General features: G+C 65.8%; 17 protein-coding genes and 1 riboswitch. Of the genes, 10 read left to right on the top strand and 7 right to left on the bottom strand.

Annotated elements, in window-relative coordinates:
• Window positions 1-56 precede the first annotated feature (56 nt).
• The 3 genes from dnaJ to grpE form a co-directional block, all read right to left on the bottom strand.
• Window positions 57-1,187, bottom strand: a complete 1,131-nt coding sequence (gene dnaJ / locus IB273_RS26030; RefSeq protein WP_081520691.1) for a molecular chaperone DnaJ — start codon at window positions 1,185-1,187, stop codon at window positions 57-59.
• A gap of 122 nt (window positions 1,188-1,309) precedes the next feature.
• Window positions 1,310-3,226: a molecular chaperone DnaK gene (dnaK, locus tag IB273_RS26025; RefSeq protein WP_081520690.1), complete on the bottom strand. Its 1,917-nt coding sequence runs from the start codon at window positions 3,224-3,226 to the stop codon at window positions 1,310-1,312.
• A 90-nt stretch (window positions 3,227-3,316) separates the two neighbouring features.
• Entirely contained in the window at window positions 3,317-3,880 is a 564-nt protein-coding gene (gene grpE / locus IB273_RS26020; protein ID WP_081520689.1) for a nucleotide exchange factor GrpE, read from the bottom strand.
• Between the two features lie 196 nt (window positions 3,881-4,076).
• Here grpE and recN point away from each other — a divergent pair, with 196 nt between their 5' ends.
• Window positions 4,077-5,753, top strand: coding sequence for a DNA repair protein RecN (recN, locus tag IB273_RS26015; RefSeq protein WP_192225369.1), 1,677 nt, complete (start codon window positions 4,077-4,079; stop codon window positions 5,751-5,753).
• A gap of 72 nt (window positions 5,754-5,825) precedes the next feature.
• Here recN and fur read toward each other — a convergent pair whose 3' ends face one another.
• Entirely contained in the window at window positions 5,826-6,230 is a 405-nt protein-coding gene (gene fur / locus IB273_RS26010; protein ID WP_009613072.1) for a ferric iron uptake transcriptional regulator, read from the bottom strand.
• A 96-nt stretch (window positions 6,231-6,326) separates the two neighbouring features.
• On the opposite strand from fur, the gene IB273_RS26005 reads away from it, so the two are divergent.
• Window positions 6,327-6,863 (top strand): outer membrane protein assembly factor BamE, encoded by a 537-nt coding sequence (locus tag IB273_RS26005; protein WP_081520687.1) that lies wholly within the window; start codon window positions 6,327-6,329, stop codon window positions 6,861-6,863.
• An 88-nt stretch (window positions 6,864-6,951) separates the two neighbouring features.
• On the opposite strand, the gene IB273_RS26000 is transcribed toward IB273_RS26005, so the two are convergent.
• Both IB273_RS26000 and IB273_RS25995 read right to left on the bottom strand, forming a co-directional pair.
• A complete protein-coding gene (locus tag IB273_RS26000; protein WP_081520686.1) occupies window positions 6,952-7,260 on the bottom strand; it encodes an RnfH family protein in 309 nt (102 codons plus the stop codon).
• Window positions 7,253-7,687, bottom strand: a complete 435-nt coding sequence (locus IB273_RS25995; protein WP_081520685.1) for a type II toxin-antitoxin system RatA family toxin — start codon at window positions 7,685-7,687, stop codon at window positions 7,253-7,255. The genes IB273_RS26000 and IB273_RS25995 overlap by 8 nt, the downstream gene beginning before the upstream one ends.
• A gap of 154 nt (window positions 7,688-7,841) precedes the next feature.
• Between IB273_RS25995 and smpB the strand changes: the two genes are divergently transcribed.
• On the top strand, window positions 7,842-8,321 hold the full coding sequence (gene smpB / locus IB273_RS25990; RefSeq protein ID WP_017518965.1) for an SsrA-binding protein SmpB: 480 nt from the start codon (window positions 7,842-7,844) through the stop codon (window positions 8,319-8,321).
• 36 nt (window positions 8,322-8,357) lie between these two features.
• Here the strand turns inward: smpB and IB273_RS25985 are convergent, their stop codons facing one another.
• Window positions 8,358-9,134 (bottom strand): FCD domain-containing protein, encoded by a 777-nt coding sequence (locus IB273_RS25985; RefSeq protein WP_151188372.1) that lies wholly within the window; start codon window positions 9,132-9,134, stop codon window positions 8,358-8,360.
• A 346-nt stretch (window positions 9,135-9,480) separates the two neighbouring features.
• On the opposite strand from IB273_RS25985, the gene IB273_RS25980 reads away from it, so the two are divergent.
• The 7 genes from IB273_RS25980 to IB273_RS25950 all read left to right on the top strand — a co-directional run bounded on the left by IB273_RS25980 (window position 9,481) and on the right by IB273_RS25950 (window position 21,373).
• On the top strand, window positions 9,481-11,157 hold the full coding sequence (locus tag IB273_RS25980) for a lactate permease LctP family transporter (RefSeq protein WP_192225368.1): 1,677 nt from the start codon (window positions 9,481-9,483) through the stop codon (window positions 11,155-11,157).
• A 115-nt stretch (window positions 11,158-11,272) separates the two neighbouring features.
• A complete protein-coding gene (gene lldD / locus IB273_RS25975; protein WP_192225367.1) occupies window positions 11,273-12,418 on the top strand; it encodes an FMN-dependent L-lactate dehydrogenase LldD in 1,146 nt (381 codons plus the stop codon).
• Window positions 12,419-12,498: 80 nt separating this feature from the next.
• Window positions 12,499-15,321, top strand: coding sequence for an FAD-binding and (Fe-S)-binding domain-containing protein (locus IB273_RS25970; RefSeq protein WP_192225366.1), 2,823 nt, complete (start codon window positions 12,499-12,501; stop codon window positions 15,319-15,321).
• Between the two features lie 189 nt (window positions 15,322-15,510).
• Complete coding sequence (locus IB273_RS25965; RefSeq protein ID WP_192225365.1) at window positions 15,511-16,188, top strand: response regulator; 678 nt, start codon at window positions 15,511-15,513, stop codon at window positions 16,186-16,188.
• Window positions 16,185-17,588 (top strand): sensor histidine kinase, encoded by a 1,404-nt coding sequence (locus tag IB273_RS25960; protein WP_151188376.1) that lies wholly within the window; start codon window positions 16,185-16,187, stop codon window positions 17,586-17,588. The genes IB273_RS25965 and IB273_RS25960 overlap by 4 nt, the downstream gene beginning before the upstream one ends.
• 83 nt (window positions 17,589-17,671) lie before the next feature.
• The gene (locus IB273_RS25955) at window positions 17,672-17,938 is read left to right on the top strand and encodes a hypothetical protein (RefSeq protein WP_081520678.1); all 267 of its coding nucleotides are present in this window, start codon (window positions 17,672-17,674) and stop codon (window positions 17,936-17,938) included.
• A 150-nt stretch (window positions 17,939-18,088) separates the two neighbouring features.
• Window positions 18,089-21,373, top strand: coding sequence for an acetyl-CoA carboxylase family protein (locus IB273_RS25950; protein WP_192225364.1), 3,285 nt, complete (start codon window positions 18,089-18,091; stop codon window positions 21,371-21,373).
• A 37-nt stretch (window positions 21,374-21,410) separates the two neighbouring features.
• A riboswitch (yybP-ykoY riboswitch) is annotated at window positions 21,411-21,579 on the top strand.
• Window positions 21,580-21,593 lie beyond the last annotated feature (14 nt).

Here is a 21,593-nt window from a genome sequence, read left to right as displayed (position 1 = left end):
CGCAGGCGACAGGCGGGAAGCTCATGGAGCCTGCAGCCTGCGGCCTGCCGCTGAGGTTATAGATCGTCGAAGAAGCGCTTCATGCCTTCGAACCAGCCACTGGCCTTCGGCGAGTGGGAAGAGTTGCCCTGCAGGGTATTGCGGAACTCTTCGAGCAGCTCGCGCTGGCGCTTGTCCAGATTGACCGGAGTCTCGACCACGACGCGGCACATCAGGTCGCCAGCACCACCACCGCGCACCGGGGCAACGCCCTTGCCGCGCAGGCGGAACAGCTTGCCGGTCTGGGTGCCCTCGGGGATCTTCAGCTTCACACGGCCATCCAGGGTCGGCACTTCCAGCTCGCCACCCAGGGCCGCGTCGGCGAAGCTGATCGGCACTTCGCAGTACAGGTGCTTGCCGTCGCGCTGGAAGATGTCGTGCTCGCGCACGTTCACCACCACATACAGGTCGCCCGCCGGGCCACCATGGGCGCCGGCTTCGCCTTCGCCAGTCAGGCGGATGCGGTCACCGGTATCGACGCCCGCCGGCACTTTCACCGACAGGGTCTTGTGCTCTTCCACACGCCCCTGACCGTGGCACGAGCCACAGGGGTCGGTGATCATCTTGCCGCTGCCATGGCAACGCGGACAGGTCTGCTGCACCGAGAAGAAGCCCTGCTGCATGCGCACCTGACCGATACCGCCGCAGGTGGTACAGGTGACCGGCGTGGTGCCGGGCTTGGCGCCGCTGCCGCTGCAGGTCTTGCAACCGACCAGGGTGGGAACGCGGATGGTCACGGTGGTACCGCGAACCGCGTCTTCCAGGTCCAGGTCGAGGGTGTAGCGCAGGTCGGCGCCACGCGCCGGGCCGCCACGGGAGCCGCCACGGCCGCCGCTGCCACCGAAGAAGTCGCTGAAGACATCACCGAAGATGTCCGAGAAGCTCGCGCCACCGAAGCCCGCACCGCCGCCACCCATCTGCGGGTCGACGCCGGCATGGCCGTACTGATCGTAAGCCGCGCGCTTGCTGGCGTCGGACAGGACCTCGTAAGCCTCGTTGGCCTCCTTGAATTTGTCCTCGGCTTCCTTGTCGCCGGGATTGCGGTCCGGGTGGAACTTCATGGCGAGCCGGCGATAGGCCTTCTTCAGGTCCGCTTCGCTGGCGCCGCGCTCGACACCCAGTACCTCGTAAAAATCACGTTTGGCCATAAATTCTTTGCACCTTGAAAACCTTTCCCCCAGACACGCCAACGCGGGAGCAAGCCCCCGCGTGACGTTTCATGCGCACCGACACGCTGGTCGGTGCGCCGGGGCGGAAGTAAGCACGCGGCTTACTTGTTCTCCTTGACCTCTTCGAACTCGGCGTCGACGACATCGTCGCCAGCCTTGTCGTCAGCGGTTTCGCCCTGAGCGGCAGCACCCGGCTGCGGCTGTTCGGCGTACATCTTCTGCGCCAGCGGAGTGGATGCCTGGGACAGCGCATTCATCTTCGCTTCGATCTCGGCCTTGTCGTCGCCCTTCACGGCAACTTCCAGCTCGCCCAGCGCCTTGTCGATGGCAGCCTTCTCTTCGGCAGTGGCCTTGTCGCCAGCCTCGGTGACCATCTTGCGAGTCGCGTGGACCAGCGCATCACCCTGGTTGCGGGCAGCGGCCAGTTCCTCGAACTTGCGGTCTTCCTCGGCATTCGCCTCGGCGTCGCGGACCATCTGCTGGATCTCGTCTTCGGACAGACCCGAAGAAGCCTTGATCACGATGGACTGCTGCTTGCCGGTGGCCTTGTCTTTCGCACCAACGTGCAGGATGCCGTTGGCGTCAATGTCGAAGGTCACTTCGATCTGCGGCACACCGCGCGGAGCCGGCGGGATGTCGGCCAGGTCGAATTTGCCCAGCGACTTGTTCTGGCCGGCTTGCTTGCGCTCGCCTTGCAGCACATGGATGGTCACAGCGCCCTGGTTGTCATCGGCAGTGGAGAACACCTGCGACTTCTTGGTCGGGATGGTGGTGTTCTTGTCGATCAGTGCGGTCATCACGCCACCGAGGGTTTCGATACCCAGGGTCAGCGGGGTGACGTCGAGCAGCAGCACGTCCTTCACGTCACCGGCCAGAACGGCGCCCTGGATCGCAGCACCCATGGCAACGGCTTCGTCCGGGTTGACGTCCTTGCGCGCTTCCTTGCCGAAGAACTCGGCAACGGTCTTCTGCACCAGCGGCATGCGGGTCTGGCCGCCGACCAGGATCACTTCGTCGATCTTCGACACGTCCAGGCCTGCGTCCTTCAGCGCAACGCGGCACGGCTCGATGGTACGGGTGACCAGGTCCTCCACCAGGGACTCCAGCTTGGCGCGGGAAACCTTGACGTTCAGGTGTTTCGGGCCGGAAGCGTCAGCGGTGACGTACGGCAGGTTGACGTCGGTCTGCTGGGTCGAGGACAGCTCGATCTTGGCCTTCTCGGCAGCTTCCTTCAGGCGCTGCATGGCCAGCGGGTCGCCCTTGAGGTCCATGCCGGATTCTTTCTTGAATTCTTCGACGAGGTAGTCGATCAGGCGCAGGTCGAAGTCTTCACCACCCAGGAAGGTGTCACCGTTGGTGGCCAGCACTTCGAACTGGTGCTCGCCATCGACTTCGGCGATTTCGATCACGGAAACGTCGAAGGTGCCGCCGCCCAGGTCGTAGACGATGATGGTGTGGTCGCCCTTGGCCTTGTCCAGGCCATAGGCCAGCGCAGCTGCGGTCGGCTCGTTGATGATGCGCTTGACGTCCAGACCGGCGATGCGACCGGCGTCCTTGGTGGCCTGACGCTGGCTGTCGTTGAAGTAGGCCGGAACGGTGATGACCGCTTCGGTGACCGGCTCGCCCAGGTAGTCCTCGGCGGTCTTCTTCATCTTCTTCAGGACTTCGGCGGAGACCTGCGGCGGAGCCATCTTCTGGCCCTTGGCCTCGACCCACGCATCGCCGTTGTCAGCCTTGACGATCTTGTAAGGCACCATCTTGATGTCTTTCTGCACGACGTCTTCTTCGAAGCGACGGCCGATCAGGCGCTTTACGGCGTACAGGGTGTTGGTCGGGTTGGTCACGGCCTGGCGCTTCGCCGGCTGACCTACCAGGATTTCGCCGTCGTTGGCGTAGCCGATGATCGACGGGGTGGTACGAGCGCCTTCGGCGTTCTCGATGACCTTGACGTTACCGTTCTCCAGGATGGACACACAGGAGTTGGTGGTCCCCAGGTCGATACCAATGATTTTGCCCATATTTCACTCTCCAGAAATTAGATTCCGCGCTGACCCTGTTGCGGGTCTTTGGCTCGGTTGATTACCCAGATGGGGACCGGGTGGTGGATTTCAAGCCTTCTCGTCGATCGAAGGCGGAGTTTGTTCCGGTGCCTTGCTGACCACGACCATGGCCGGACGCAGCAGGCGACCGTTGAGCAGGTAGCCCTTCTGGAACACCTTGACCACGCTGCCCGGCTCGAGACGAATGCTCTCTTCCATGGCCATGGCCTGGTGGTGTTCGGGGTTGAACGGCTCGCCGTGCGGGTCGACCGGCTCGAGGTTGTAGCGCTTCAGCGTGTCGTGGAACATCTTCAGCGTCAGTTCGATGCCTTCACGCATCGGCTTGATCACTTCGTCTTCCGGGTTCGACATCTCCAGCGCGCGCTCGAGGGTATCGACGATCGGCAGCAGGTCGCCGGCGAATTTCTCCAGGGCGAACTTGTGCGCCTTCTCCACGTCCTGCTCGGCACGGCGGCGGACGTTCTGCAGTTCGGCGACGGCGCGCAGGCTCTGGTCCTTCGCCGCGGCTACCTGTTCTTCCAGTTCCAGCACGCGGGCGTTCAGATCCCCGGTAGCGCCGGTGTCCGGCTGCTCGTTGAACTGGGAATCCTGAGTCTGTTGTTCGTCAGACATGCCACTCTCCTAAAAAAGAAAATAAGCCTTTGAAAACAAGGCGAACCCTATGGTCCGCGGCTCTGCCGTGTATATGGGGCGGAAATCCCCGAGTTCAAGGGCACCCACTTCAGGAGCTCCTCCGGGTGACGAGAGAAAATTGCCAGCGCCTGAAAATACTGTATAAATAACCAGACCTTTCTGCGGAGCCGCCGCCATGCTGGTTCATCTGTCCGTGCACAACTACGCCATCGTCGAGCACCTCGATCTCGAGCTCGCCGCCGGCATGACCGTGATCACCGGCGAAACCGGCGCCGGCAAGTCGATCATGCTCGACGCCCTCGGCCTGGCCCTGGGCGACCGCGCCGACAGCGGCGTAGTCCGCCCAGGCTCGGACAAGGCCGACATTCTCGCCAGCTTCGATGTCAGCGCGATTGCCGAAGCCCGTGACTGGCTCGCCGAGCGCGATCTGGAGCAGGACGGCCCGTGCATCCTGCGCCGGGTGATCACCGCCGAAGGCCGCTCCCGCGCCTACATCAATGGCACGCCCTGCCCGCTGGGCGACCTCAAGCACCTGGGCGAGCTGCTGATCGACATCCACAGCCAGCACGAGCACCAGTCACTGCTAAAGGCCGACACCCACCGCCGCCTGCTCGACGAATTCGCCGGCAGCCAGGACCTGGCGCGCCAGGTGCACCTCGCCGCCCAGCGCTGGAAGCAGACCCGCCAGGAGCTGGACCGCCTGTCGCGTAATGGCGACGAGCAACGCGCCCGCCACCAGTTGCTCAGCTACCAGCTGGAAGAGCTGGAAAACCTCGGCCTGGGTGACAACGAACTGGAGTCGCTGGAAGCCGAACACAAGACCCAGAGCAACGCCGGCAGCCTGATCGCCGCCTGCCGCCAGGTCGTCGAGTTGTGCAGCGAAAGCGATGCCGGCAACGTGCTGTCGGCGCTGACCTCCAGCCTCAACCGCCTCACCGCTTTCCCGAGCCAGCCGACCGCACTGGGCGAAGCGGTGAACCTGCTGTCCAGCGCGCAGATCCAGGTGGAAGAAGCCATCGGCGAGCTGAACCGCTTCGTCGACCACTTCGACGCCGACCCGATGCGCCTGCAGCAACTCGAAGAACGCATGGACGCCATCTATAGCCTCGCGCGCAAACACCGCGTGCAGCCCCACGAGCTGCAGGACCTGCAGCAGCGCCTGCTGGACGAACTGGAAGCGCTGAACGCCGACGACGAAGCCGTGGAGCGCCTGGGCGACGAACTGGCCGCCTACGCCCGCCACTATCAGGACAAAGCCGACGAACTCAGCCGCATCCGCCAGGATGCCGCACCGAAGCTGGCCAAGGCCGTGGAAGTGGAGATGCAGCGCCTGGGCATGCCTGGCGGGCGCTTCGCCATCGAACTGCGCCAGTCCAGCTCGGATGAGCCGCAGGCCAGCGGCCTGGAGCAGTTGGAGTTCCTGGTCAGCGCCAACCCCGGCCAGCCGATGAAGGGCTTGGCCAAGGTCGCTTCGGGCGGCGAATTGTCACGCATCAGCCTGGCGATCCAGGTGATCACCGCGCAGACCTCGCGCATTCCCACGCTGGTCTTCGACGAAGTGGACGTCGGCATCGGCGGCCCCACCGCCGAAGTGGTCGGCCAGTTGCTGCGCCGCCTCGGCGATCGCGGCCAGGTGCTGACCGTCACCCACCTGCCGCAGGTTGCTGCCCAGGGTCACCAGCACCTGTTCGTGCACAAGGACCGCGACACCAGCGAAACCCGCACCGCCGTGGCCAACCTGAAGAAGGCCGAGCGCATCGAGGAAATCGCCCGCATGCTCGGTGGTGTCGATCTGACCAAGGAATCCCTGGCCCACGCCCGCAAGATGGTGGATTCGGCCGTACAAGGCTGACGCATGCCCCCTTGAAAGCCGCACAAACGAAAACGGCGACCCGAGGGTCGCCGTTTCTGCATCCACGTACGCTTACTTCTTCTTGCGTACGTAGAGCACCAGGTTGTGATCGACGAGCTCGAAGCCGCGCTCCTTGACGATCTCCTTCTGGCGTTTCTCGATTTCCGAGTCCATGAACTCGATGACTTCGCCGGTATCGACGCAGACCATGTGGTCATGGTGACCGCTGTCGGCCAGTTCGAAGACGGCATGGCCGCCATCGAAGTTGTGGCGCACCACCAGGCCGGCGGCTTCGAACTGGGTCAGGACGCGGTAGACGGTGGCCAGACCGACGTCTTCACCCGCCTCCATCAGCGCTTTGTAAACATCCTCTGCGCTCATGTGGCGCTGCTCGGCGGAATCGAGCATCTGGAGGATCTTGACGCGCGGCAGTGTGACCTTAAGTCCGGCTTTGCGCAGTTCGCTATTTTCAACCATGTGTGCTTTCTCGGCGCGGAATGCTTCGCAGCATCTCTCAATACAGGTATGATCGGGATTTCGTCGCTCAGCCAAGATAGTGGAAGTCACCCCTTGATGCAAAACGCCAAGCTCATGCTGACCAGTCTCGCTTTCGGGCTGGGACTCGCCGCACTCGCCGGTTGCTCGTTCCCGGGGGTCTACAAGATCGACATCCAGCAGGGCAACGTTGTAACGCAGGATATGATAGACCAGTTGAAGCCCGGAATGACCCGGCGCCAAGTGCGGTTTATCATGGGCAACCCCCTGATCGTGGACACCTTCCACCCCAATCGCTGGGACTACCTCTACAGCATCCAGCCCGGCGGCGGTCAGCGCCAGCAGGAGCGCATGAGCCTGTACTTCGGCGAGAACGACCAGCTGGTCGGTCTGAATGGCGACTTCATGCCCGGCGTCAGCCGCGACGAGTCGATCCTCGGCAAGGAAGGCACCCCGGCAACTTCGCCGTCGCAGCCGACCCAGCAGCAGCCCGAACAGCCCAAGGAAGAACCGGCCAAGCCCGGCTCCGTGGAAGAGCAGATCCAGAAGGAAGTCGACCAGGTGGAAACCGTGCCGGTCCCGACTCCGGAACCGCTGGACAAGAATCCGCAGTAAAGGATTCGCGCCAACGAAAAAGCCCGGCCAATGCCGGGCTTTTTGTTGCCTGCGATTTCAGCACACAAGAATCAGCAGCGCAGAAGATTCAGCCGCGCGCTGCCTTGGCCCGCGCAGCCCGCTGCTTGCGTACTTCCTTGGGATCGACGATCAGCGGGCGGTAGATTTCCACTCGCTCGCCCTCCTCCAGCACACGCTCCTCGGGCCGGGCCACCGCCTTGCCGAAGATACCCAGCGGGCAATCCTGTACATCCAGGCCAGGAAATTGCGCAGCGATGCCCGACAACAACACCGCTTCGCGCATCCGCGTGCCGCGCGGAACACTCAGGCGCAGCAGCGCCTGCTTCTCCGGCAACGCGTAGACGACCTCGATGGCGATGCTCGCGGATTCAGCCATGCAGCTGCTTGGCGCGCTGGCAGAAGGCGTCGACCATGGTGTTCGCCGCCTGGGTGAACAGCGGGCCGAGGGTGGCTTTCACCAGGGCGCCGGCGTAGTCGAAGGTCAGGTCGAGGGAAATCTTGCAGGCCTTGTCGCCCAGCGCCTTGAAGGTCCACACGCCGTGCAGCTGGGAAAACGGGCCTTCCTCGAGATTCATCTCGATGCTCTGCCCCGGCACCAGCGCATTACGCGTGGTGAAGCGCTGGGTGATGCTGCCCTTGGCCACGGTCAGCTCAGCGCGCATGGCCGTATCGCTGGCCTCCAGCACGGTGGAGGCGGAACACCAGGGCAGGAACTCCGGGTAGCGCGCCACATCGTTGACCAGGTCGTACAGCGCCTTCGCCGGATAGGGCAGCAGCGCCGAACGCTGGATATGCGTGCTCATAGACGTCTCGCTTGGTTGTGGGGCGTTTCATACGCCCGCTGCTCAAAAAAACAGCGCGCATTGTCCGAGATTAGCCACACACCCTCAAGCTTGCATGCCGTCGCACGTTGTCCCGATAGCGGCGCGGCGAGCGACTCCCTATAATGCGCGGCCTATGGCTAAACAGAAGAAACACCCTTCGGGGACCATCGCGCAGAACAAGAAGGCTCTGCACGACTACTTCATCGAGCAGCGCTTCGAGGCAGGCGTCGCCCTGGCCGGCTGGGAAGTGAAAAGCCTGCGCGCCGGCAAGGCGCAGCTGGTGGACAGCTACGTGCTGCTCAAGGATGGCGAAGCCTGGCTGCTGGGCAGCCACATCACGCCGCTGACCACTGCCAGCACCCACGTCATCGCCGACCCGGTGCGCACGCGCAAGCTGCTGCTGCACAAGCGCGAGCTGGGCAAGCTGTTCGGTGCCGTGCAGCAGAAAGGCTACGCCTGCGTCGCGCTGTCGATGTACTGGAAGAAGCACTTGATCAAGTGCGAGATCGCACTGGCCAAGGGCAAGAAAGAGTACGACAAGCGCGGCACCGAGAAGGAGCGCGACTCCGACCGGGAAATCCAGCGCGCCATTCGTCACGGCAAGGACGACTGAGCCCGTTCGCGCCCTCCTGCGAGGGCGCGTTGCCGGTCAGGCGTCCACCGCGCCCTGGCGTCGCTGTGCCCGTTGCAGGCGCAATTCCTTCGCCTGCACCTCGGCCAGCACTTCCTGCACGTAGTCGATATGCCGCTGGGAAATCTCCCGCGCCGCTTCCGCGTGCCCGCCGATAATCGCCTCGTACAACTCGCGGTGCTGACGCATCAGCTGCTCGCGGGTCTCGTCACGCTGCGCGTACATCCCGCCAATGTTGGTCACCACGTTGCGCTTGAGCAGGTCGAACAGGCCGCGAATGGTGTGCAGCAACACGGCATTGTGGCTGGCCTCGGCGATGGCCAGGTGGAAGGCCGCATCCGCCGCGCCCTCTTCCGCACGACTGACCTTCCCCACCCGCTGATAGCAATCCTGCAGCGCATCGAACGCCTGTTTCAGGCGCTGGTGATCCACCTCGGTCGCGCGTTGCGCCGCGTAGAAGGCGCAGGAGCCTTCCAGGGTATGGCGAAATTCCAGCAGGTCGCGCTGGGCCTCCGGGTTGCTCTCCAGCAGGTGCAGTAGCGGATCGCTGAACATCGAGCCCAACCCCTCGCTGACGTAGTTGCCACCGCCCTGACGACTGACCAGCAGACCCTTGGCGCCGAGCTTCTGGATCGCCTCGCGCAGTGACGGCCGCGAGACGCCGAACTGTTCGGCCAGCACGCGCTCGGCAGGCAGTCGCTCGCCAGCCTTGAGAGTGCCCTCGAGGATCATCGCCTCCAGCCGCTCGACGATATCGTCCGACAGACGGCGCTGCTTGACCTGACCAAAACTCATGCGGGTGAACTCCTTCGCTCTCTCACTCTGGGCCGCGACCTGCGCGGCGCGCGGCAGCCTAACCAGTGCCGCCGCCGGCAACAAGGCCAGCGCAACTTTCCGACCACGCGCGACAAAAGTCGCAGGGCAGCAAATTGACACGCCGCCAGCAGGGCTTTTACCCTGAGCGCTCGGCTTTGTAAATTGGTCATACCAATTTACCGAAAGTCGGATTGCACGACAACACATGCACGAAAAACAACAAGCCGCGATCAGTCGACCGTCTGCCCAACGCGCCACAAGCGCATCGGAATCGCCCGACCGGCAACCAGGCCCTCCACCCAAAAACAATTAGGGAGCCAACCAGATGCAAACCTGGCAGCAGATCTACACCCCGCTCGGCAGCCTCGGCCTGTCCGCGCTGGTCGCCGTCATTCCGATCGTGTTCTTCTTCCTCGCCCTCGCCGTGTTCCGCCTCAAGGGCCACGTCGCCGGCAGCATTACCCTCGCCCTCTCGATCATCATCGCCATCGCCGCCTTCGGCATGCCCGCCGACATGGCCATCGCCGCCGCCGGTTATGGCTTCGCCTACGGCCTGTGGCCAATCGCCTGGATCATCGTCGCGGCGGTGTTCCTCTACAAACTCACGGTCAAGAGCGGCCAGTTCGAGGTGATCCGCAGCTCGGTGCTGTCGATCACCGGCGACCAGCGCCTGCAGGTGCTTCTGATCGGCTTCTCCTTCGGCGCCTTCCTCGAAGGTGCGGCGGGCTTCGGCGCGCCGGTGGCCATCACCGCCGCCCTGCTGGTCGGCCTGGGCTTCAATCCGCTGTATGCCGCGGGCCTGTGCCTGATCGCCAACACCGCGCCGGTCGCCTTCGGCGCCCTGGGCATCCCGATCATCGTGGCGGGCCAGGTCACCGGCATCGACGCGTTCAAGATCGGCGCAATGACCGGCCGCCAGCTGCCGTTCCTGTCGATCCTCGTGCCGTTCTGGCTGGTGTTCATGATGGACGGCCTCAAGGGCGTGAAGGAAACCTGGCCGGCCGCCCTGGTCGCTGGCGGCAGCTTCGCCATCACCCAGTACTTCACCTCCAACTTCATCGGCCCGGAACTGCCGGACATCACCTCCGCCCTGGTCAGCCTGATTTCCCTGACCCTGTTCCTGAAAGTCTGGCAACCCGCCAGCGAGCGCGAAGTGGTCGCCACCGCCGGCGGCGCCGCCGTCATGGGCGGCAACGGCCCGCGCAGCGCCGAGCCCACCCCCTACAGCTTCGGCGAAATCCTCAAGGCCTGGTCGCCCTTCCTGGTGCTGACCGTCCTGGTCACCATCTGGACCCTGAAGCCGTTCAAGGCGCTCTTCGCTCCGGGCGGCGCGCTGTACAACCTGGTGTTCAACTTCGCCATCCCGCACCTCGACCAGCTGGTGGTGAAGACCGCGCCCATCGTCGCCAACCCGACGCCGATCGCCGCCGTGTTCAAACTGGACCCGGTCTCGGCCACCGGCACCGCGATCTTCCTCTCCGCCGTGATCTCGATGTTCGTCCTGCGCATCAGCGCGAAAACTGGTCTGACCACCTTCAAGGAGACCCTGGTCGAGCTGAAGTGGCCGATCCTCTCCATCGGCATGGTCCTGGCCTTCGCCTTCGTCACCAACTACTCGGGCATGTCCACCACCCTGGCGCTGGTCCTGGCCGGCACCGGTGCGGCGTTCCCGTTCTTCTCGCCGTTCCTCGGCTGGCTGGGCGTGTTCCTGACCGGTTCGGATACCTCCTCCAACGCCCTGTTCAGCTCGCTGCAGTCCACCACCGCACACCAGATCGGGGTCAATGACACCCTGCTGGTGGCCGCCAACACCAGCGGCGGCGTGACCGGCAAGATGATCTCGCCGCAATCCATCGCCGTGGCCTGCGCCGCCACCGGCATGGTCGGCAAGGAATCCGATCTGTTCCGCTTCACCCTCAAGCACAGCCTGATGTTCGCCGCCATTGTGGGTCTGATCACCCTGGCCCAGGCCTACATCTTCACTGGCATGCTGGTTCACTAAGGCAAGACCCGACTCCGCGCCTGCGCGCGGAGATCCGTCCAAAGCAGCTAAGGTCTTTCGAGGTCACCCGCGCCAGCGCGGTGGCCTCGACAAGCCCCACAACGATGAGACGCCCATGATCATCTCTGCCTCTACCGACTACCGCGCAGCGGCCCAACGCAAGCTGCCGCCGTTCCTCTTCCACTACGCCGACGGCGGTGCCTACGCCGAGCGCACCTTGCGCAACAACGTCGACGACCTGGCCAACATCGCCCTGCGCCAGCGCGTGCTGAAGAACATGTCCGAGCTGAGCCTTGAGGCGAAGCTGTTCGACGAGACGTTGAGCATGCCCATCGCCCTGGCCCCCGTCGGCCTGACCGGCATGTATGCCCGGCGCGGAGAAGTACAGGCAGCCCGCGCGGCCGCCGCGAAGGGCATCCCCTTCACGATGTCCACGGTCTCGGTCTGCCCCATCGAGGAAGTCGCCCCGGCCATCGACCGGCCCATGTGGTTCCAGCTCTATGTGCTCAAGGATCGCGGCTTCATGCGCAACGCCCTGGAGCGTGCCAAGGCCGCCGGCGTGAAGACCCTGGTGTTCACCGTCGACATGCCGGTGCCCGGCGCCCGCTACCGAGACGCCCACTCCGGCATGAGCGGCCCGAACGCACCGCTGCGCCGCGTCTGGCAGGCCATGACCCACCCGTCCTGGGCCCTCGACGTCGGCCTGCTGGGCAAGCCCCACGACCTGGGCAACATCTCCAAGTACCGCGGCAACCCGACCGGCCTTGCCGATTACATCGGCTGGCTGGGCGCCAACTTCGACCCGTCGATCTCCTGGAAGGACCTGGAGTGGATCCGCGAGTTCTGGGATGGCCCGATGATCATCAAGGGCATCCTCGACCCGGAAGACGCAAAGGATGCAGTGAAATTCGGTGCCGACGGCATCGTCGTCTCCAACCACGGCGGCCGCCAGCTCGACGGCGTGCTCTCCAGCGCCCGCGCCCTGCCGGCCATCGCCGATGCGGTGAAAGGCGACCTGAAGATCCTCGCCGACTCCGGCATCCGCAACGGCCTGGACGTCGTGCGCATGATCGCCCTGGGCGCGGACACCGTGCTCATCGGCCGCGCCTTCCTCTACGCCCTGGCGACCCACGGCGAAGCCGGCGTGAAGAACCTGCTGGACCTGTTCGAGAAGGAAATGCGCGTGGCCATGGTGCTCACCGGCGCCAAGACCATCGGCGAGATCACTCGCGATTCGCTGGTGCGCGAACTGGGCGCGTGATCCATACGCCCACACGAAATACAGCCTGATTGACCGGGGTACGTGGCGCGCCAGACGCCACGGCCCCGCGAGGAGATTGCATGAGCCTGCCCGCCGCGTTCCTCGACACGGTAGAACACCTGATCCCCCGCGAGCGCCGCTTCGACGACGCGCTCTCGACCCTGGCCTTCGGCACCGACGCCAGCTTCTACCGGCTGATCCCCAAGCTGGTGATCCGCGTCGAGAGCGAAGACGAAGTCGCCAGCCTGCTCAAGTCCGCCCACACCAACAAGGTCGCGGTGACCTTCCGCGCCGCCGGTACCAGCCTCTCCGGCCAGGCCGTGAGCGACTCGGTGCTGCTGGTGCTGGGTGACAACTGGAACGGCCGCGACATCCGCGACGGCGGCACGCAGATTCGCCTGCAGCCTGGCGTCATCGGCGCCCAGGCCAACGCCTGGCTGGCTCCGTTCGGCCGCAAGATCGGCCCGGACCCGGCGTCGATCAACGCCTGCAAGATCGGCGGCATCGTCGCCAACAACGCCAGCGGCATGTGCTGCGGCACCGCGCAGAACAGCTACCACACCCTGGCCGGCATGCGCCTGCTGCTGGCCGACGGTACGCTGCTGGACAGCGAGTTGCCCGACAGCCTCGCGGCCTTCCGCGAAAGCCACGGCACACTGCTCGACCAGCTCGCCGAGCTGGGCCGGCAGACCCGTGCCAACACCGAGCTGGCCGCGAAGATTCGCCACAAGTACCGCCTGAAGAACACCACCGGCCTGTCGCTGAATGCGCTGGTCGACTACGACGAGCCGCTGGATATCCTCACCCACCTGATGGTCGGCTCCGAAGGCACCCTGGGCTTCATCAGCGCGGTCACCTACGACACCGTGCCCGACCACCCGAACAAGGCCAGCGCGCTGATCGTCTTCCCCGACGTGGAGACCTGCTGCAAGGCCGTGACCGTGCTCAAGCAGCAACCGGTCTCCGCCGTGGAACTGCTGGACCGCCGCAGCCTGCGCTCGGTGGAGAACATGCAGGGCATGCCGACGTGGGTGAAGAGCCTCTCCGAAGGCGCCTGCGCGCTGCTCATCGAATCCCGCGCAGCGACCCAGTCGCTGCTGCATGAACAACTCGCGCAGATCAGCGCCTCCATCGCCGGTTACCCGGTGGAGAAACAGGTCGACTTCAGCGAAGACCCGGCGGTCTACAACCAGCTCTGGCGCATCCGCAAGGACACCTTCCCGGCCGTCGGCGCAGTGCGCGAGACTGGCACCACAGTGATCATCGAGGACGTCACCTTCCCCGTCGAACAGCTGGCCGAGGGCGTGAACCGCCTGATCGAGCTGTTCGACAAGCACGGCTACGACGAAGCCATCCTGTTCGGCCACGCGCTGGAAGGGAACCTGCACTTCGTCTTCACCCAGGGTTTCGAATCGCCTGAGCAGATCGCGCGCTACTCGGCCTTCATGGACGACGTCGCGCACCTGGTCGCCGTGGAATACGGCGGCTCGCTCAAGGCCGAGCACGGCACCGGGCGCAACATGGCGCCCTTCGTCGAGCTGGAATGGGGCCACGACGCCTACCAACTGATGTGGCAGCTGAAGCGCCTGCTCGACCCCACCGGCATCCTCAGCCCCGGCGTGGTGCTGACCGACGACCCGCAGCTGCACCTGAAGAACCTCAAACCGCTGCCGGCCGCCGACGAGATCGTCGACAAGTGCATCGAGTGCGGCTTCTGCGAGCCGGTCTGCCCGTCCAAGGGGCTGACCCTCAGCCCGCGCCAGCGCATCGTCATGTGGCGCGACATCCAGGCCAAGCGCCGCGCCGGCGTCGACACCACCGAGCTTGAGCGCGACTACCAGTACCAGGGCATCGATACCTGCGCCGCCACCGGCCTGTGCGCCCAACGCTGCCCGGTGAACATCAACACCGGCGAGCTGGTCCGCAAGCTGCGCGGTGAAGAAGCGCACCACGCCGGCACCGCCACCTGGCTGGCACGCAACTTCGCCACCGCACTCAAGGGTGCGAAGTTCATGCTGCACGCTGCCAACGGTGCGCGCATGGTGCTCGGCGCGCCGCGCCTGGCCCGCCTCAGCGCTTCCATCAGTCACGCCAGCAAGGGCCGCGTGCCGCAGTGGACGCCGTCCATGCCGCAGCCCGTGCGCCTGGCTGCCGCTTCGCAGCCTGTGGATAACGGCAAGCCGCGCGTCGTCTACCTCACCGCCTGCGTGTCCCGCGCCATGGGCCCGGCGGCGGCGGACGAAGAACAGATGCCACTGATCGACAAGACCCGCCAGTTGCTGGAGAAGGCCGGCTACCAGGTGGTCTTCCCGGACAACGCCGACAACCTCTGCTGCGGCCAGCCGTTCGCCTCCAAGGGCTACAAGAGCCAAGCCGACGCCAAGCGCGACGAACTGCTCGCCGAATTGCTGCGCGCTAGCCGTGGCGGTCTCGACCCAATCTACTGCGACACCAGCCCCTGCACCCTGCGCCTGGTGCAGGAACTGGCGGACGACCGGCTGAAAATCTACGACCCGGTGAAGTTCATCCGCACCCATCTGGTCGAGCGTCTGGACTTCCAGCCGCAGGACAAGCCGGTGGCCGTGCACGTCACCTGCAGCACCCAGCACCTGGGCGAAAGCCAGGCACTGATCGACCTGGTCAAGCGCTGCACCCGCGAAGTGGTGATCCCCGAGGGCATCCACTGCTGTGGTTTCGCCGGCGACAAGGGCTTCACCACGCCCGAGCTGAACGCGCATTCGCTGCGCACGCTCAAGGACGCGGTGCAGTATTGCGAGGAAGGCGTCTCCACCAGCCGCACCTGCGAGATCGGTCTGTCCGCCCATGGCGGTATCGACTATCGCGGCGTGGTCTATCTGGTGGATCGCGTGACTCGCGCGCGTTCGTCCACTGTCCAGGCGTAGGGCGCACAACGTCTCCAGCGTTATCCGCCGTCCCCACGGGCGGCGGATAATCGGTCCGGATTCTTCGCCCTGCTTTCTCCGTCAACGGCGCAGAAAGCCTTAACACCTCGTTAAGCGAGCGCTGTCACCCTCTGCCCTAACCGGATCACGCCAGCTATCCTGCTGCACAGGCCGGTAGAGGGGACCAAGATGAGAATCCTGTTGGCAGAAGACGACCAGCTGCTGGGCGATGGCATTCGCGCGGGGCTCGGTCTGGAAGGCGACACCGTGGACTGGGTGAGCGATGGCGTGGCCGCCGACCAGGCGCTGGCCACCGATGAGTTCGACCTGCTGGTCCTCGATCTCGGGCTGCCGCGCAAGGACGGCCTGGAAGTGCTGCGCGGCCTGCGCCGCCGCGGTGACCTGACGCCCGTGCTGATCCTCACCGCCCGCGACAAGGTGGCCGACCGCGTCGCCGGCCTGGACGCAGGCGCCGACGACTACCTGACCAAACCCTTCGACCTCGACGAACTGCTCGCCCGCGTCCGCGCCCTGACCCGCCGCCACACCGGCCGCGCCGCGCCGCTGCTGCAACACGGCGAACTGGCACTGGACCCGGCCACCCACAAGGTCAGCCTCAGCGGCGAACCGGTTGACCTGGCACCGCGCGAATACGCCCTGCTGCGCCTGCTACTGGAACAGCGCGGCAAGGTGCTGTCCCGCGCCCGACTGGTGGAAGCCCTCTACGGTTGGGACGGGGACCTGGAAAGCAACGCCATCGAAGTACACATCCACCACCTGCGGCGCAAGCTGGGCAATAGCCTGATCCGCACCGTGCGCGGCATCGGCTACGGCATCGACCGCCCCGACGGCGCCGCGCGAGCTTGAGCGGTACGCCACGCCGCGCAGGCTCCATCAGTCGCCGCCTGCTGCTGACCCTGATCGGCGGCGTCTCCCTGCTCTGGCTGGTCGCCGGTCTGTTCACCTACCACCTGACCCGCCAACAGGTGAACCACCTCTACGACCAGGACATGATCGATTTCGGCCAGGCGGCCCTGAGCCTGGTTGACATCGCCGACTCCATCGATGCCGACCCTACGCCGCCGGGGGAAATCCTCTCGCGCAGCCGCAAGGCCATCGAAGGCCTGCCGCTGATCCACCGCGAAGCGACCCTGGGTTATTCAATCTGGTACCTGGGCGAACCGCTGCTGACTACCGAACGCCCGCCCGCGGGCCTGGACGACCAGCCTCTGGGCTTCTCCGACCTGCAACAGGGCGGCGTGAACTACCGGGTGCTGCAGATCGAATCCTCCGGCGCCGACCAGATCCGCATCTGGGTCTACGAGGACCTGCACTTCCGCTCCAAAACCCTGCGCCTGCTGCTGTTCAGCGCGCTCTTCCCCCTGCTGCTGGCGCTGCCGCTGTTCGCCGTGCTGGTCTGGTTCGGCGTACGCCAGGGCCTCGCGCCGCTGCGCAGCCTGATCGAGCAGGTGCACCACCGCAGCGCCCACAGCCTGCATCCGCTGGCGTTGAACCGGGCCCCCGTGGAAGTGCACAGCCTGGTGAGCGAACTGAACCTGCTGCTGGAGCGCCTGAATACCGCGATGGAGGCCGAGCGCCGCCTGACCAGCGACGCCGCCCATGAAATCCGCACGCCGCTGGCCAGCCTGCGCACCCATGCCCAGGTCGCGCTGCGCTCCTCCGACCCGGCCGCCCATGCCCATGGACTGCAGCAGGTCAGCCGCAGTGTCGAGCGCATCAGTGCACTGATGGAGCAGATCCTGCTGCTGGCGCGCCTGGATGCCGAGGAGCTGCACGAAATATTCCGCCCGGTGAACCTCGGCCTGCTGGCCGAAGACACCATCGCCGAGCTGGCGCCGCAGGCCATCGACAAGGGCATCGACCTGACCTTCGATAGCCAGGGAGGGAGCCTGCAGGGCGTCGCGCCCTGGCTGGAGCTGATGCTGACCAACCTGGTCGGCAACGCCCTGCGCTACACCCCCGAAGGCGGCCGCGTGGCCGTCAGCCTGGAAAGCGCGAGCGACCGACTGATCCTCTGGGTGCGCGACAACGGTCCCGGCGTGGCGGCGGCCGAACAGGCAGCGATCTTCACCCGCTTCTACCGCAGCCCAAGCGTCGCCAGCAGCCACGGCAGCGGGCTGGGCCTGCCCATCGTCAAGCGCATCGTGGAAATCCACCACGGGCGCATTTCCCTGCACGAAGGGCTGGACGGCGCCGGCCTGGGCGTCTGCGTCGAACTCCCGACAACCGCCGGGCCGATTCTCTGAACCCCGCGTGAATCGTGGCAGTCCACCCTGTACGGCCCGCTCGTTCGGTCCGCGACAACGGTCAAGTTGACAGGAGTACTGCCATGAAACGTGCCGCCCTGCTCATTACAGCCGCCCTGCTGGCGTCGCCGGCTTTTGCCGCCGACCTGTGCAGCGACAATCTGCAGAAAGTCGATGACGCGGTGAAAACCGTCACCAACAACACCCAGGCCCAGGAACAGGCCATGCGCCTGCAGGAAAAGGCCGCCCAGGCCCAGGCCGCGGGTGACACCAAGGCCTGCATTGCGCAGACCGAAAAAGCCCTGCAGCTGCTGAAGAAGAACGCCGGCGACGGCGGAGCCAACGGGTGATTCCGCACGCGGTGGCCGGCTCCAGGCCGGTCACCGCTCATAAGGCCCACTAAGCCTGCGCCATTCGCGACGCCGTACTTGATTCCCCACCCTCCTCACCCGCCTAAGATGGTGCGATTGCCGACCACAAGAACCACAACCGGAATCGCCATGCCCGTCACCCGCCTGCTCATCGCCAACCGTGGCGAGATCGCCATCCGCATTGCCCGCGCCGCCGCCGAGCTGGGTATCCAGACGCTGGCGATCTTCGCCGAGGACGACGCCGCCTCGCTGCACACTCGCCAGGCCGACCAGGCCACGGCCCTGAAAGGGCGTGGCGCCAGCGCCTACCTCGACCAGCAGCAGATCATCGACATCGCCCTGGCCCAGGGCTGCGACGCGGTGCATCCGGGCTATGGCTTCCTTTCCGAGAACGCCGGCTTCGCCCGCCGCTGCGAAAGCGCCGGGCTCACCTTCGTCGGCCCCTCAGCGGAGGTGCTCGACGTCTTCGGTGACAAGGCCCGCGCCCGCGACCTCGCCCGCGATCACGGCGTGGCGCTGGCCGCCGGCAGCAACCGCGCGACCTCACTGGAAGACGCCGAACGCTTCTTCCGCGAACTGCCCGCCGGAGCCGGCATGATGATCAAGGCCCTCGCTGGCGGCGGTGGGCGCGGCATGCGCGCGGTGCGCAGCGTCGAGGAGATCGCCGACGCCTACGCCCGCTGCCAGGCAGAGGCCCGCGCGGCCTTCGGCGATGACCGGCTCTACGTCGAACGCCTGATCCAGCGCGCCCGCCACATCGAAGTGCAGGTGATCGGCGACGGCCGCGTCGTCAGCCACCTTGGGGAGCGCGACTGCACCCTGCAGCGGCGCAACCAGAAGCTGCTGGAGATCGCCCCGAGCCCCAACCTGCATCCTCGGCTGCGTGGTGCCATTCTCGCCGCCGCCGTAAGGCTGGCCGAAGCCGTGAACTATCGCGGCCTGGGCACCTTCGAGTTCCTGCTCGACGAGGACAGCGGCGATTTCGTGTTCATGGAAGCCAACCCGCGCCTGCAGGTGGAACACACCATCACCGAAGCAGTGACCGGCGTCGACCTCGTCCAGGCGCAACTGCGCATTGCCGCCGGCGCCAGCCTCGCCGAGCTGAACCTGACCCAGGCGGAGATCCCCGCGCCACGCGGCCACGCCCTGCAACTGCGGATCAACCTGGAAACACTTTCCAGCGACGGCACGCCCCACCTCGCCTGCGGCACCCTCAGCGCCTACGAGCCGCCCAGCGGCCCCGGCCTGCGCGTGGATGGCTACGGCTACGCCGGTTACCGCAACAGTGCCGGCTACGACTCGCTGCTGGCCAAGCTGATCGTCCACGGCATCGGCAGTTATCCACAGCTGGTGCAGCGCGCCTATCGCGCGCTCTGCGAATTCCGTCTCGAAGGCGTGGCGAGCAACATTCCGCTGCTGCTCAATCTGCTGCGCCAGAGCGCGGTGGCGGACAACCAGGTCACCACCCGCTACATCGAAGAACACCTGCCCACGCTGCTGGGCGCACAGGATCACGCGCACCCGCATCGCTTCTTCAGCCATGCCGGTGCCACCGCACAAGCCCAGCGCAGCAGCGAAGTGCCGGCCGGCTGCCTCCCTCTCGCCACGCCCAGCGCGGGTGTGCTGGTCAGCCTGAACGTGGCCGCAGGCGATGCCGTTGCCCAGGGCCAGACCATCGCCGTGGTCGAGGCGATGAAGATGGAATTCGAGGTAAAAGCCAGCGCCAGTGGCATCGTCCACAGTCTCGCCGCCACCCCCGGCGACAGCCTCGGCGAGGGCGACGCATTGCTGTTCGTCGAGCCGGCGGACATCGAAGCGCAGCACCATGAAAGCAGCGCCGCCATCGATCTCGACGCCATCCGCGCCGACCTCGCCGAAGTGCTCGAACGCCACGCCATCGGCTTCGACGAGCGCCGCCCGGACGCCGTCGCCAAGCGCCACAGGATCGGCAAGCGCACCACCCGCGAGAACCTCGCCGATCTGCTCGATGACGGTAGCTTCATCGAGTACGGCGCACTGGCCATCGCGGCCCAGCGCCGTCGCCGCAGCGTCGAGGAACTGATCGCCAGCAGCCCTGCCGACGGCCTGGTCAGCGGGCTGGGCAGCATCAACGCTGCGCAGTTCGGCGACGAGAAGGCACGCTGCCTGGTGCTGGCCTACGACTACACGGTGTTCGCCGGCACCCAGGGCGTGATGAACCACAAGAAGACCGACCGCATGCTGCACCTCGCCGAGCAGTGGCGCATCCCGCTGGTGCTCTACGCGGAAGGCGGCGGCGGGCGGCCGGGCGACACCGATTTCGTCGGCGTGGCCGGGCTGGACAACATGAGCTTTGTCGGCCTCGCGCGGCTCTCCGGGTTGGTGCCGCTGGTGGGCGTGGTCTCCGGCCGCTGCTTCGCCGGAAACGCCGCGCTGCTGGGTTGCTGCGACGTGATTATCGCCACCCGCGATACCAGCCTGGGGATGGCCGGCCCGGCAATGATCGAGGGCGGCGGCCTGGGCAGATTCGCCCCCGAGGAAGTCGGCCCCAGCGACGTGCAGAGCGCCAATGGCGTGATCGACGTACTGGTGGAAGACGAGGCCGAAGCCACCCGCATCGCCCGCCAGTACCTCGCCTACTTCCAGGGCGACAGCACCGACTGGCAGTGCGCCGACCAGCGCCTGTTGCGCCACGCGGTGCCGGAGAATCGCCTTCGGGTCTACGACATCCGCCAGGTCATCGAGCAACTGGCCGACAGCGGCTCGGTGCTGGAACTGCGCCGGCACTTCGCCGCCGGGATGGTCACCGCGCTGGTGCGCATCGAAGGCAAGCCGTTCGGCCTGATCGCCAACAACCCCATGCACCTGGGCGGCGCCATCGACGCCGAGGCCGGCGACAAGGCCGCGCGCTTCATGCAGCTGTGCGACGCCTTCGACCTGCCGATCATTTCGCTGTGCGACACCCCCGGCTTCATGGTCGGCCCGGAAGCGGAGAAGACCGGCACCGTGCGCCACGTCTCGCGCATGTTCGTCACCGCCGCCAGCCTCAGCGTGCCGTTCTTCACCGTGGTCCTGCGCAAGGGTTATGGACTCGGCGCGCAGGCCATGGCCGCCGGCAGCTTCCACGCCGCGCTGTTCACGGTCGCATGGCCCAGCGGCGAGTTCGGCGCGATGGGGCTGGAGGGAGCGATCCGCCTCGGCTACGCCAAGGAGCTTGCCGCGATTGAAGACCCGCAGGAGCGGCAGAAGCTGTTCGACAAACTGGTCGCCGCCGCTTACCGCAACGGCAAGGGGCTGAACATGGCGAGCTACCTGGAAATCGACGACGTCATCGACCCGGCCGATACCCGTCGCTGGTTGTTGCGCGGCCTGGCATCGACGCCGAAGCCCGTACCGCGCCAGGGGAAAAAGCGTCCACTGATCGATACCTGGTAACCCATGGGTTGAGCTGCTCGCCCGATCCGCTAGAATGCGCGGCGTCATTGGGGAGTAGCCGACCGTTCGACGAACGGGGGCGACGTCAACACACTTGGCCCGCAGGCCATGGCGTCGTCAGCAGTTTTGCCTGGCAAGACCTTTGACCACGTGATCTCCGCAACGGCCGGGGAGATGCGTGGTCATGGGTACTTACACCGGCCGGGAGCTTCACCGTGAT

It is taken from the genome of Pseudomonas sp. PDM19, assembly GCF_014852215.1.
GTDB lineage: Bacteria > Pseudomonadota > Gammaproteobacteria > Pseudomonadales > Pseudomonadaceae > Pseudomonas.
Note: the sequence above shows the minus strand (reverse complement) of the source record. Positions and strands in the feature narration are given on the sequence as shown.